A 13505-nucleotide genomic window follows, 5' to 3' on the forward strand; every position below is an offset into this window, starting at 1 on the left:
CCCATCCGCCGCACCAAGATCGTCGCCACCCTGGGCCCGGCCAGCGACCGCGACGGCGTGCTGGAGGCGATGATCGCCGCCGGCGTCGACGTGGTGCGCCTCAACTTCTCCCACGGCAGTGCCGACGACCACCGCCGCCGCCTCACCGCGGTGCGCGAGATCGCCGCGCGCCTGGGCCGCAGCGTCGCCGCACTCGGCGACCTGCAGGGGCCCAAGATCCGCATCGCCCGCTTCCGCGACGGCGCCGTGGACCTCGAGGAGGGCCAACCCTTCGTCCTCGACATGGCCCTCGACGCCAACGCCGGCGACGCCACCCGGGTCGGCTGCGACTACAAGACCCTGGCCGACGACGTGGTCCCCGGCGACCGCCTGCTGCTCGACGACGGCCGCCTGGTGCTCGACGTCAACCGCGTCGCCGACCACCTGATCCACACCTCGGTGGTGGTCGGCGGCCGGCTCTCCAACAACAAGGGCATCAACAAGCAGGGCGGCGGGCTCTCGGCCCCGGCGCTCACCGACAAGGACCGCGCCGACCTGGAGACCGCCATCGACATCGGCGTCGACTACCTGGCGGTGTCCTTCCCGCGCAGCGCCGCCGACATGCGCGAGGCCCGGGCGTTACTGGGCGAGGCGGGCAAGGAGATCGGCCTGGTCGCCAAGCTCGAGCGCGCCGAGGCCGTCGCCGACGAGGCGACCCTCGACGGCATCATCGAGGCCAGCGAGGCGGTGATGGTGGCCCGCGGCGACCTCGGCGTGGAGATCGGCGACGCCCAGCTGATCGGCATCCAGAAGCGCATCATCAAGCGCGCCCGGGCGCTCAACCGCGCGGTGATCACCGCCACCCAGATGATGGAATCGATGATCGAGTCGCCGCTGCCGACCCGCGCCGAGGTGTTCGACGTGGCCAACGCCGTGCTCGACGGCACCGACGCGGTGATGCTCTCGGCCGAGACCGCCGCCGGCGACTTCCCGGTGGAGACCATCGAGGCCATGGACCGGGTGTGCCTGGGCGCCGAGCGCGAGCGGATCGCCCAGGAGTCGGGGCACCGCATCCACGAGGGCTTCACCCAGATCGACGAGACCATCGCCCTGTCGGCGATGTACGCCGCCAACCACCTCGCCGGGGTGGCCGCCATCGCCTGCATGACCGCCTCCGGCTACACGCCGCTGATCGCCTCGCGGATCCGCTCGGGGCTGCCGATCGTCGGCCTCGGCCACAGCCCCATCGCCCAGCGGCGCATGGCGCTCTATCGCGGCGTGGTCTCGCTGCCCTTCGACACCAGCGAGATGAGCGCCACCGAGGTCAACGAGCGGGCGCTGGCGCTGCTGGTGGAGAAAGGCATTGCCGAGCCCGGCGATCATGTCATCCTGACCCGGGGCGATCACATGAACGCCCATGGCGGTACCAACACCCTGAAGATCCTCGAGGTGGGAGACCATGACTGAGCCACGCCCGCGGCGCAGCGTGCGCCGCACCCTGCCGGAGCGCAAGCGCATCGCGCTGATCGCCCACGACGGCAAGAAGGAGGAACTGCTGGAGTGGGCCACGCGCTGGCGCGAGACCCTGACCGATCACGAACTGATCGGCACCGGCACCACCGCCCGGCGCGTCGCCGACACCCTGGCGCTGCCGGTGACCGGGCTGATGAGCGGCCCGCTGGGCGGCGACCAGCAGATCGGCGCCCTGATCACCGAGCAGAAGCTCGACCTGCTGGTGTTCTTCTGGGACCCCTTCGCCCCCCAGCCCCACGACCCCGACGTCAAGGCGCTGCTGCGCCTGGCCGCCCTGTGGAACATCCCGGTGGCGTGCAACGCCGCCAGCGCCGACTTCCTGATCAGCTCGCCCTGGCTCACCCGGGCCTACGAGATGGCCATCCCCGACGCCGGGGCCTGGATCGCCAGCCGCACCGGCGAATGACACCCTTATTACGACAACGCATAACGCCACGAGATGTGAGGCCACCATGTTCCAGCTCACCCGCAGCGTCACCTGGCAGGCCCTGAAGCGCCTGCACGAGCAGACCGCCGACGACCGTATCCGCGACTACTTCACCGCCGACCCGCAGCGCTTCGAGAAGATGAGCCTGCGCGTCGGCGGCTTGTTCCTCGACTACTCCAAGCACGCCATCTCGGGCGCCGTGCTCGACAAGCTGCTCGAGCTGGCCGACCACTCGGCGCTGGTGCAGCGCCGCGCCCAGATGTTCTCCGGCGACATCATCAACGTCACCGAGGACCGCCCGGTGCTGCATACCGCCCTGCGCAACCAGGGCGAGGGACCGCTGATGGTCGACGGCAAGGACGTGATGCCGGAGATCCAGCGCACCCGCGAGCAGATCCGGGCGTTCTCCGAGGCCGTGCGCAGCGGCAAGTGGAAGGGCTACAGCGGCGAGCGCATCAAGGACGTGGTCAACATCGGCATCGGCGGCTCCGACCTGGGCCCCAACATGGCCAGCCGGGCGCTGCTCAAGTACCGCCACCCGGAGCTCAACTTCCACTTCGTCTCCAACGTCGACGGCGCCCATATCCAGAAGGTGCTCAAGCGCCTCGACCCGGCCACCACCCTGTTCATCGTCTCCACCAAGACCTTCTCCACCCAGGAGACGCTGCTCAACGCCAAGACCGCACGCCGCTGGTTCCTCGACAATGCCGGCGAGGACGCCGACGTCGGCGCCCACTTCATCGCCGCCTCCACCAACCGCCAGGCGGCCATGGAGTTCGGCATCCGCGAGGAGAACGTCTTCGAGTTCTGGGCCTGGGTCGGCGGGCGCTACTCGATGTGGTCGTCGATCGGCCTGCCCATCGCGCTCTCCATCGGCTTCGACGGCTTCATCGAGATGCTCGAGGGCGCCTACGAGATGGACCAGCACTTCCTCTCCGCGCCCTTCCGCGAGAACATGCCGGTGCTGATGGCGCTGATCGGCATCTGGTACATCAATTTCGTCGGCGCCGAGACCCAGGCCATCGTGCCCTACGACCAGGCACTGCATCAGCTGCCCTCCTTCCTCCAGCAGCTCGACATGGAATCCAACGGCAAGTCGGTGGACATCTTCGGCCACCCCGTCGACTACAAGACCGGCCCCATCGTCTGGGGGCAGACCGGCTCCAACGGCCAGCACGCCTTCTTCCAGCTGCTGCACCAGGGCACCCGCTACGTGCCCATCGACTTCATCGCCTCGCTGAAGCCCGAACCGGGGGTGGAAGACCATCACTTCGCGCTGCTCACCAACATGCTGGCCCAGGCCAACGCCTTCATGGAGGGCAGCCAGAGCGGCAGCCGGCTCGACCCCTACAGCTGCCCCGGCAATCGCCCCTCCAGCGTGCTGCTGCTCGACGAGCTGACGCCGAAGAACCTCGGCGCCCTGATCGCGCTCTACGAGCACAAGGTATTCGTCCAGGGGGTGATCTGGAACATCAACTCCTTCGACCAGTGGGGGGTGCAGCTCGGCAAGCGCATCGCCGGCGAGATCAGCGAGCGGATCGACGAGCACAGCCAGGACTTCGATGCCTCGACCCAGGGGCTGCTGGCCCTGGTGCGGGGGCACTTCCGGGAAGAGGGGCTCGGGCATGGCGACGCCGCGGCCGAGCCGGCAGCGACCGCCCGCGCCGGCGGGGGCAAGGCCGGCAAGCGAGGCCGCAAGGGCTGAGCCCTCGCCTGCCCGATTGCGGGTGGCGTCAGGCCCGCGCCGCGGCGCGGTGCCCGACGCGATGGCCCGACCAGGCCCCGGCCAGCCAGAGCACCACGCTGAGCAGCACATAGCCAAGCGCCAGGCCCGCCCGGCCCTGCTCGAGCAACTGGAGCGTCTCGAGCCCGAACAGCGAGAAGGTGGTGAAGCCGCCACAGAAGCCGGCCACCAGGAAGGGTTGCCAGCGGGCCACTCGCCCGCTGGTGCGCCGCGCGGCGTAGGCGGCGAAGGCGGCGATCAGCCAGGAACCGAGCGCATTCACCGCCAGGGTCGCCCAGGGAAAGGCAGGCCCGGCGAGGCCCGGCATCGCCAGCGAAACCAGGTAGCGCAGCGCGGTCCCGAGCGCACTGCCGAGCCCCACCGCCGCATAGGCGCGCCAGGCGATCATGCCGCCACTCATGCCGACCACCAGACCAGCGCCAGCCACCAGCCGAGCCCGAGCGCCAGGAGGCCGACGATCAGGGTCACCAGCAGATTGGCCAGGGCGGCGTGGATGCGCCCCTGCTGCCACAGCGTCAGGGTCTGCAGGCTGAGCGACGACACCGTGGTATAGCCGCCGAGCAGTCCGATCGCCAGCAGCTGCCAGAGCGGCCCGGCGCCACCGGGTGCCGACGGCCCCAGCACGCCCGCCAGCAGCCCCATCAGCAGCGCACCACTGAGATTGACCGCCAGGGTCCCCCAGGGGAAGGCGGCGCCCAGGCGGCGGGCCACCAGGTTGGCAAGGGCCAGGCGCCCCATGCCGCCCAGGGCCCCGCCACCGGCCACCAGCAGCAGGCCCGTCAGGCCGATACTCATGTGCGCCTCCCTGCCCTCGGCACCCGCCATAAAAAAAGACCACCCACGAGTGGGTGGTCCAAGTGTATCGCATGCTTACCTGGCAGGGGTCGTGCGGGTGAACGACCACGCTACAACAATGGCACAATTTTCTGTTAATGTACAAATATCGTACATGGCTGCGCCCTGCCCGGGCCTTGCCCTGGCCGCGGGTCGTGATCATCGCCCAAAGTCCGTATCATCCGGCCCATGGTCACACCCCCCTGATGCCACCCTCGATACCACGCCCAGAAACGGAGGTCACAGCGTGAATCCCATGCGAGCCTTATCCTTGACCCTCGGCTGGCTGTTGATCGCCCTGGTGGCGTTCACCGGCCCCGCCCAGGCCCAGCAGGCCGAAGACGGCGGCGACCCGGCCGCCTACGCCACCCTGGCCGAGCTCCTCGAGGACGAGCAGGCCCGCCAGCAACTGATCGACCGGCTGCGCGACCTGGCCGGCGACAGCCCGGCGCCCCGCCCCGAGACGGCAACGCCACCTTCCGCCACGCCCGAAGCCGAGCCTTCACTGCCGCGCCAGCTGGCCGAGGCCACCAGCCGCATCGTCAGCGATGTCGGCGACCAGTTCGAGAACCTGGTCGGCGTGGTCGGGGCACTGTTCACCGGCCGGCTGGGTGGCGGGGACGGCAGTTTCGACACGGCGGCCTTCACCAGCGCGGCCATCAACCTGGGCCTGGTGATCCTGGCCACCTTCGCGCTGTTCGTCGGCTTCCGCCGCCTGGTCAAGCCGCTGTTCACCGGCATCAGCCAGTGGTCGCTCAACGGTGCCGGCCTGACGCCGGTACTGCGCCTGGTGCTCTGCGTGGCCCTGGCCGCCCTGGTGGATGTCCTGGTCGTGGCGCTGGCCTACGTGGGCGGCAACCTGATCGCCACCTTCGCCATCGGCGAGACCGGCGAGCTCTCGACCCGCGCCTCGCTGTTCCTCAATGCCTTCCTGGTCATCGAGTTGCTCAAGGCCGCGGTGCGCATGCTGTTCTCGTCCCGTTACGAGGGGCTGCGACTGCTGCCGATCACCGCCGCCGAGGCCTCCTACTGGAACCGCTGGATCGCCCGGCTGATCGGCCTGGTCGGCTACGGCCTGATGGTGATGGTACCGCTGATCAACGCCTATCTTGCCCCCGCCCTGGGTCAGGGCATCGCCACCCTGATCATGTTCGGTGCCTTCGTCTATGCCGTGGCGGTGGTGCTCAAGAACCGCCTGCGCCTGCGTGATGCCATCGATGTCAAGGCCAACCAGGCGACCATGGCCGCCAGCCGGGTCTCGCTGCAGCTGTTCGCCCGCACCTGGCACCTGTTCGCCCTGGCCTACTTCCTGATGGTGCTGGTGCTGACCCTCACTCGCCCCGCCGACGCCCTGCCCTTCGTGCTCTTCGCCACCCTCAAGACCCTCGCTGCGGTGGTGGTCGGCATGCTGCTCTCGAGCCTGCTGAGCCAGACCATCGGCCGGCGCATCACCCTCTCCGAGGACCTGCGCCGCAAGCTGCCGCTGCTCGAGCCGCGCCTCAACAGCTACGTGCCCAATGCCCTGCGGGTGATCCGCACGATCATCCTGATCGTGGTGGTCATGGTGGTGCTCAGCGCCTGGGACGCCTTCGACCTGGCGGCCTGGTACGCCTCCGAGGCCGGTCGCGGCCTGGTCGGCAAGCTGGTCAGCGTGGCGGTGATCCTGGCGATCGCCGTGGCCGCCTGGCTGGGCCTGGCCAGCCTGATCGAGCACAAGCTCAACCCCGAGACCGGCGGCGGTGTGCCCTCGGCCCGCACCCAGACCCTGCTGACCCTGTTCCGCAACGCCCTGGCGATCACCATCATCACCATGACGGCGATGATCGTGCTGGCCGAGATCGGCATCAACATCGGGCCGCTGATCGCCGGTGCCGGTGTGCTGGGCCTGGCCATCGGCTTCGGCGCCCAGAAGCTGGTGCAGGACATCATCACCGGGATCTTCATCCAGGTGGAGAACGCCATGAACACCGGTGACGTGGTCACCGTGGGCGGCATCACCGGCACCGCCGAGCGCCTCAGCATCCGCTCGGTGGGTATCCGCGACCTCAACGGCACCTACCACATCGTGCCCTTCTCCAGCGTCGACACCGTCTCCAACTACATGCGCGAGTTCGGCTACCACGTCGGCGAGTACGGCATCGCCTACCGCGAGAGCATCGACGAGGCGATCGTCGCCCTGCGCGAGGCCTTCGACGAACTGGCCGCCAGCGACGACCACAAGATGAACATCCTCGCCCCGCTGGAAGTCGCCGGTGTCGTCGCCCTGGCCGACAGCTCGGTGAACATCCGCGTGCGCATCAAGACCACGCCCGGCACCCAGTGGGCCACCGGCCGTGCCTACAATCGCCTGGTCAAGCTGCACTTCGACGCCAAGGGCATCGAGATCCCCTTCCCCCACACCACCCTCTACTTCGGGGTCGGCAAGGAAGCCGAGGCACCGCCGGCGAACCTGCGCGTCATGCAGCAGGGCTTCGACATCGACGGTCGCCCGGGCGGCCAGCCGAGTTCCGGCGAAAGCAGCCGCGCGTCGGAGGACGACCCGCGCGCCAAGCCCAACCCCGTATTCAGGGGCGACTTCGACGAGGACTGATGCCACCGGCATCACCGACGACGGCGGGGCTGCCATGGGGCAGCCCCGCCGTCGTTGCGGACCCGGCGTTTCCGCCTCGTCAGTGCGTGGTCGCCAGCATCACCACGCTGAGTGCCGCCGAGACCCACATGGCCGGCCTGATCTCCTGCCACCGACCGGTGCCGAGCTTGATCATCACGAAGCCGAGGAAGCCGAAGGCGATCCCCAGGGTGATCGAGTAGGTCAGCGGCATCAGGATGATCGCCAGGAACGCCGGGAAGGCCTCGTCGGCCCGGCTCCAGTCGATCTTCGCCACCGGCGCCAGCATGAACAACCCCACCAGTACCAGCGCCGGCGCCGTGGCGATGCCGGGCACCAGCGACAGCAGCGGCGAGAGGAACAGGAAGGGCAGGAAGAGCAGCGCGATGGTGACCGCCACCAGGCCGGTACGCCCGCCCTGGGCGACCCCGGCGCCGGACTCGATGAAGGTCTGGGCGGCGCTGGTGCCGAGCGGCGCGGCGATCATCGAGGCGAAGGCGTCCACCGTCATGGAGCGCTTGAGATTGCGCGGGTTGCCGTCCTTGTCCTTGAGGTCCGCCGACTCGGAGAGCGCCATGAAGCAGGAGAGCGCATCGAAGAAGTTGGTGAACAGCATCACGAAGATGAACGGCAGGTAGGCCACCTTCAGCGCCCCCCAGATGTCCACCTGCATCACCGCGCTGAAGTCGGGCCAGGCGGCCAGGCCGCTCCACTGCACCATCACCTCCTCGCCCCACAGCCGCCCCATCGGCGCGGCCAGCAGGGTGGTCAGGGCGATGCCCAGGATCAGCGCGCCGTTGAAGCGCAGCACCACCATGATCGCCGTGGCCATCATCCCGATGAAGAAGATCAGCAGGCTGGCATCGAAGCTGCCCAGGGTCACCAGGGTCGCGTCGCTGCCGACGATGAAACCGGCGTTCTTGAAGCCGATGAAGGTGATGAACAACCCGATGCCACAGGTGATGGCATAGCGCAGCGACGCCGGGATCGCCACGATGATCGCCTTGCGCACGTTGAACATGGCCAGGGTGGCGAACAGTACCCCGGACCAGAACACGCAGCCCAGGGCCACCTCCCAGGAGAGCCCGGCCCCCAGCACCAGGGTATAGGTGAACAGGGCGTTCATGCCCATGCCCGGCGCCACCAGGATGGGGTTGCGGGCGTAGAGCCCCATGGCCAGGCTGCTCAGGAAGCTGATCAGGACGGTGGCGGAGAGGGCCGCCGAGAAGGGAATGCCGGCATCGCTGAGGATCGCGGGATTGACGACGATGATATACATCGATGCCAGGAAAGTGGCGACACCCGCGAGCACCTCGGTACGCAAGGTGGAGCCACGACGGCGCACACCGAAGTAGCGACCGATCCAGTGTTCCTCGCCACTTTCAGCGTAACGGTCTGATGGGACGGTTGAAGTCTGTTCCATGGTGGAGCCCATTGTTGTTGTCGAAGCCTGTTGTCGAAAGCCCCGAGGGCAACATCACGCGGCGATGTTTCCTCGGGATACGACCACAGGGTAGGCAATTCTTGACCAATTGGACAACACCTGGAGTACGACATTGGTATACAAAAAGAGATAACACCTGAATACCAGGTGGCCGGGCAGCAAAAAGGGCGCCGAAAGGCGCCCCGCATAAGAGGGATCACTGGCAGGTGGGCGGCGCCCCCGGGTCAGGCCTTGCCGCCGCCCTCCTTCGCCTTGCCCCGAGACTTGCCGCCGCCCGCACCCGGTTCGCCGACCTCGCTGGGCTGGGGCAGCGACGGCAGTGACTTGTCGAGCAGCTCGACACTCTGGCGGTAGTAGAGCTGACTCTTGTTGTGCTCGCCGAGGTTGGCGTAGAGCCGCGCCAGTTCGGCACAGACCACGCCACTGGGGCGTTGGCGCTGGCTCGCCTCGAAGTACTCCTGGGCCTTGGCCCAGTAGGCGTTGCGCAACGACAGCCGCCCCAGGGTGAGCAGCAGGTCGGGATCGTTGGGCCGCTCCTGCAGCCACTTCTCGGCATAGACCAGTTGGCGTGCCGCATCCACGTTGAGCAGGCCATAGCGCAGCACCAGGCGGCTATCCCAGTGCTCCTTGAGGGAGTGGCGCAGCAAGCGCTCGGCGATGGGCTCCTGGTTGCCGCGCACCAACGCCTCGGCGTAGAGCACGACCAGTTCGGTATGGCCTCGCAGATGATCGGGCATGTCGGCCCAGAGGTTGCGCACTCGCTCGATATCGCCTCCGTCGCGCGCCTCACGGATGATCAACTCGCGGTAGGCACGCAGCTCGAGCTGCTCGCGCTCCTGGCGCGAGATCAGTTGCTGGGCGCCGAGGCGGGGCATCAGGCGGCGCAGGCCGTCCCAGTCGCTGACGCTGAGATAGGCCTGCTTGAGCTGCTTGAGCACCTGTGGGTGGTTGGGCAGCTGGCGATCGAGCCGGGTGAGGATCGCCAGTGCCTCCTCGTACTGCTGGCGGTCGAGCATCAGCTGGGCCTGCATCATGCCCACCGCGGTGTCGGCCCCCTCGGTACTCAGGTGAGCCCGCTTGAGCAGCGTGTCGGCCTGGTCGTAGCGCCCCTGGTAATGGGCGGCCAGGGCCGCCGAGAGGTAGTTGACCAGCGGCGTGCTGGAGTCGTCGGCGGCCTTGACCAGCGACTTCTCGGCACGCTTCCAGCGTCCCTCGGCCAGCGCCACCAGGCCGCGCACGGTCCGCTTCATGGCATTGCGGTTGCGGGTGCGGCTGTTCCACACCTTGAAGCGGCTCATCGGCCGGCTCAGGCGCATCAGCACCCGCAGGCCGAAGTGCAGCACCACGAAGGCCGCCAACAGGAGGATCAGGCCGAACCAGAAGGAGGTCTGGAACGAGGTGTCGCCCACTCGCACCAGCCAGTAGCCCGGCACCGACATCATCAGCTGGCCGAACAGCGCACCGAGCGCCAGGCCCAGGACGACGATCAGGATCAGCTTTCTCATGCGTCGTCTCCCTGGGCACCGTTGCCCTGGCTGGCGCTACGCGTCTCGAAGCGACGCTCGATGAAACCGGCCAGGGCCTGCTGGGAACCGCTGATGTCGGGGAGCTCCGGGCGGATCGCCTCGCCCTTGAGCGCCTCGAGCCGCGAGGCCACCGAACGGACGCCGCTGGCGTCGGTGTCATAGTAGCCGTCGATCAGGGTCAGCGCCTTGTCGAGGCTGGCCTCGAAGAGCTCCTGCTCCTCCTTGAGCAGCGCCAGCTGGGCCTGCTCCAGCACCAGGCGCACGCTCTGGCGCAGGTAGGACTCCTGTTCCGGGGTGATCAGCGCCTCGAGGGCCGCGTCGTGATGACGCACGGTGACCAGCGACTTGAGCTCCTGGCCGAAGCGCGACAGCTGTTGCTGCCAGCCGCCGCTGGGGGCCACCTCGATGCTCGAGCGGGCGACCTGTTCCTCGATGTCCTGGCCCAGTGGCTGACGGGCGATCTGCTCCTGCTGGGCATTCAGCGCCAGCCACAGGCCGGTGCGATCGACCCGCGGCACCGCGTCCAGCGCGGCCAGTTCGGCGGCGATCTCGCGGCGCACCGGCACCAGGGCCGGGTTGTCGGCCTCGCGCAGGCGCTCGTCGGCGGTGCGCAGCAGCGCCGCGGCGCCCTCGACGTCACGCTCCAGCTGCAGGCGCTGGTTGGCCAGGCGCAGCAGGTAGGCGGCCTCGGCATGCAGCCAGTCGCGCTCGTCGGTCTCCTGCTCGCTGGCGAGTTCGGCCAGTACCCGGTCCAGGGTATCGTCCACCTCGCCGCGGTAGCTGGCGAAGTCGCCCTGCAGCTCGTCGATGGCGTTCTCCAGCGCCGCGTCGCGCTCGCTCTCGCCCGCGTCGAGGCGACTCTCCAGCTCGGCCAGGCCGTCCTGGCTCGCCGACTGCGATTCCAGCTCGGCGAGGCGTCGCTGCTGGGTGTCGAGCTTCTGCCACGCCTGCCAGCCGAACACCAGCGCGGCGACCGCCAGCACGATCACCAGCACCAGGGCGAGCAGGCCGGCCTTGCCGCCGCCCGAGCCGCCGGCGGTCGGGGAGGCCGGCCTGGCACCGCCACCCGCCCCGCTGCCGGCGGGCTTCGGCGGCTCCTTGCCGGCGCCCGTGCCGGGCGTTTCGGCGGGCTTGGCCGTCGTCGTCGACTGACGGGGCGGCTCGCTCTTGCTGGTGGAGACCCCGGCCTCGGATGACGACGGGGTCGTCGGCGGCGCAGTACTGTCGGCGGCCGCCGAGGAAGACGAGCCGCCGGCGGCCGGGGCCGTTGGCTGGCCACCCTTGCCACGGCGGCGCGAGCGACCCTTGCCCGCCGTATCGGCCTGGTTGCCCGGAGTCGTCGATTCCGCGCCGCCCTGGGCTGCGTCGGACGGTTTCTGCTGGTCGTCCTGGTCGTTTGATTGCTTGCTCATCTGTCGCTAGCCCTTTTCGAGATCGTCTTGATCGACATCGGCATCCTCCGGGTCGCAGGCTTCGGCCACCGCCGCCGCGAGAGCGGCCGGCGTGGCACCGGGCGCCACGACAGGGGCGCGAAACCCCAGTGTGCCGGCCAGTGTAGCCAACCTGGCGCTGGAAACGATTAGCGGTTGGTTCAAAGCGGCGTCGCCGCACCATCTTGCCAGATGTTCGAGGATTTCTCCGCTGCTGACCACCAGCGCCCGATAGTCACCCCGGGTCAGCCGCGCTCGACCGGCCGGTGCGGGGTCGAGCGGCAGGCGGCGGTAGACCGCCAGGCGGCTCACCCGGGCGCCACGTGACGCCAGGGTATCGGCGAGCACGGGACGTCCGCCCTCGCCGGCCACCAGCAGCACGCGCTGGTCATCGAGGCGCTGCAGCGACGCGAGGCGCAGCAGCGCCTCGCTGGTGTCTTCGCCGGCATCCGCCGGTGGCACGCGAACCCGCACGCCGAGTCGTTGGTGAAGGGTGGCGGCGGTGGCGGCGCCCACCGCGTAGCAGGCCAGGCCCACCGGCAGTTGCGGCCAGTAGCGGTCGAGCGCCTCGGCCAGGCACTCGGCGGCGAAGGGGCTCACCACCACCACCTTGTGGAAATGATCGATGTCCAGCCAGGCCGTACGCATCGCCGGGGTCTCGGACAACGGCTCCAGGCACATGACCTCGAGCCGCATCACCGGCAACCCCCTGGCCGCGATGGCCTCGGCCAGCACCTCGCCCCGCGCCCCGGGGCGGCTGATCAGAACCGGCCGGTCCGTCATCAACCGGCGCCGTAGACCTCGGCGAGAATCTCGCCGGCCCCCTGGTCGAGCAGCTCCTCGGCGACCCGGATGCCCAGCGCCTCGGGCTCGTGAAGCGAGCCGCGCCCCTCGGCACGCAGTACCTCGCTGCCGTCGGGGTTGCCCACCAGGGCGCGCAGCCAGAGGGTCTGGCCATCGTCCTCGAAGATGGCATGACCGGCGATGGGCACCTGGCAGCCCCCCTCCAGCCGCGTGTTCATGGCCCGTTCGGCCCGCACCCGGGTAGCGGTGGCCGGGTCGTCCAGCGGGGCCAGCAGCGAGATCAGCTCGGCGTCGTGCATGCGACACTCGATGCCCAGGGCGCCCTGGCCGCAGGCCGGCAGACAGACCTCCGGCGGCAGCTCCATGGTGATACGCTCGCCCAGCCCCAGGCGCCGCAGGCCGGCGGTGGCCAGCAGAATGGCGTCGAACTCGCCGGCGTCGAGCTTGCCCAGCCGCGTCTGGACGTTGCCGCGCAGGCTGAGGATCTCGAGGTCGGGACGCGCCTCGCGCATCTGCAGCCCGCGCCGCAGGCTGGAGGTGCCGATCCGCGCCCCCTCGGGCAGCTCGTCGAGGGAAGCATAGCGGTTGGAGACGAAGGCGTCGGTGGGTTCGGCGCCCTCGAGAATCACCGACAGGCCGAGCCCCTCGGGAAAGTGCATCGGCACGTCCTTCATGGAGTGCACGGCGATGTCGGCGCGACCGTCGAGCATGGCCTCCTCGAGCTCCTTCACGAACAGGCCCTTGCCGCCGACCTTGGCCAGGGGAGTGTCGAGGATCTTGTCGCCGCGGGTGGCCATGGCCACCAGTTCCACCTCCAGGCCGGGATGCGCCGCCATCAGGCGGTCACGGACGTGTTCGGCCTGCCACATGGCCAGTTGACTCTTGCGGGTGGCGATACGCAGCGTGGTGATGGCGTGCACGAGGTTCTCCCAGTACCGGGCCCTGGCGGCTGACCCTGCTCAGCAGATAGTGCCGCCCTGGCGGCCGGCGACGATGATTCGGACTGCCCCCATCATAAAGCACCCGGCGGGGCAGGAAAAATCGTGACCTTTCGCCACACCCCGACGGGGCGCGCCCCTCGCCAGCCCCGCCGACTCTGGTACACTTCTGCCATGTCCCGGCAGCGCGCTCACGGCGGCGCCACCACCGGCACGTCACCCACCGCACAGTCATGCA

At 69.1% G+C, this 13505-nt stretch carries 11 protein-coding genes; 4 read left to right on the forward strand and 7 right to left on the reverse strand.

Annotation, left to right across the window (positions count from 1 at the left end; genetic code table 11):
• The 3 genes from pyk to pgi form a co-directional block, all read left to right on the forward strand.
• A partial coding sequence (gene pyk / locus QLQ85_RS20510) for a pyruvate kinase (RefSeq protein WP_282740696.1) occupies positions 1-1446 on the forward strand: 1446 nt, incomplete at its 5' end.
• Positions 1439-1918, forward strand: a complete 480-nt coding sequence (locus QLQ85_RS20515) for a methylglyoxal synthase (protein WP_282740697.1) — start codon at positions 1439-1441, stop codon at positions 1916-1918. The genes pyk and QLQ85_RS20515, both read left to right, overlap by 8 nt.
• 46 nt (positions 1919-1964) lie before the next feature.
• Entirely contained in the window at positions 1965-3644 is a 1680-nt protein-coding gene (gene pgi / locus QLQ85_RS20520) for a glucose-6-phosphate isomerase (protein WP_282740698.1), read from the forward strand.
• 28 nt (positions 3645-3672) lie between these two features.
• On the opposite strand, the gene crcB is transcribed toward pgi, so the two are convergent.
• Together crcB and QLQ85_RS20530 are read right to left on the reverse strand one after the other, a co-directional pair.
• Positions 3673-4071 carry a fluoride efflux transporter CrcB gene (gene crcB, locus QLQ85_RS20525; RefSeq protein ID WP_282740699.1) on the reverse strand — a complete coding sequence of 133 codons (399 nt, stop codon included), beginning with the start codon at positions 4069-4071 and terminating at the stop codon, positions 3673-3675.
• 8 nt (positions 4072-4079) lie between these two features.
• Positions 4080-4478 carry a fluoride efflux transporter FluC gene (locus QLQ85_RS20530; protein ID WP_282740700.1) on the reverse strand — a complete coding sequence of 133 codons (399 nt, stop codon included), beginning with the start codon at positions 4476-4478 and terminating at the stop codon, positions 4080-4082.
• 286 nt (positions 4479-4764) lie between these two features.
• On the opposite strand from QLQ85_RS20530, the gene ybiO reads away from it, so the two are divergent.
• Complete coding sequence (gene ybiO, locus QLQ85_RS20535; protein ID WP_407650427.1) at positions 4765-7107, forward strand: mechanosensitive channel protein; 2343 nt, start codon at positions 4765-4767, stop codon at positions 7105-7107.
• A gap of 79 nt (positions 7108-7186) precedes the next feature.
• Here the strand turns inward: ybiO and QLQ85_RS20540 are convergent, their stop codons facing one another.
• The 5 genes from QLQ85_RS20540 to hemC form a co-directional block, all read right to left on the reverse strand.
• Positions 7187-8548 (reverse strand): NCS2 family permease, encoded by a 1362-nt coding sequence (locus QLQ85_RS20540; RefSeq protein ID WP_282740702.1) that lies wholly within the window; start codon positions 8546-8548, stop codon positions 7187-7189.
• Positions 8549-8793: 245 nt separating this feature from the next.
• Positions 8794-10074 (reverse strand): heme biosynthesis HemY N-terminal domain-containing protein, encoded by a 1281-nt coding sequence (locus QLQ85_RS20545; protein ID WP_282740703.1) that lies wholly within the window; start codon positions 10072-10074, stop codon positions 8794-8796.
• A complete protein-coding gene (locus QLQ85_RS20550; RefSeq protein WP_282740704.1) occupies positions 10071-11507 on the reverse strand; it encodes a uroporphyrinogen-III C-methyltransferase in 1437 nt (478 codons plus the stop codon). The genes QLQ85_RS20545 and QLQ85_RS20550 overlap by 4 nt, the downstream gene beginning before the upstream one ends.
• Before the next feature lie 6 nt (positions 11508-11513).
• Entirely contained in the window at positions 11514-12308 is a 795-nt protein-coding gene (locus QLQ85_RS20555; RefSeq protein WP_282740705.1) for a uroporphyrinogen-III synthase, read from the reverse strand.
• Entirely contained in the window at positions 12308-13249 is a 942-nt protein-coding gene (gene hemC / locus QLQ85_RS20560; protein ID WP_282740706.1) for a hydroxymethylbilane synthase, read from the reverse strand. The genes QLQ85_RS20555 and hemC overlap by 1 nt, the downstream gene beginning before the upstream one ends.
• Positions 13250-13505: the final 256 nt, after the last annotated feature.

The sequence above is a fragment of the Halomonas kalidii genome (assembly GCF_030010475.1).
Taxonomy (GTDB): domain Bacteria; phylum Pseudomonadota; class Gammaproteobacteria; order Pseudomonadales; family Halomonadaceae; genus Halomonas; species Halomonas heilongjiangensis.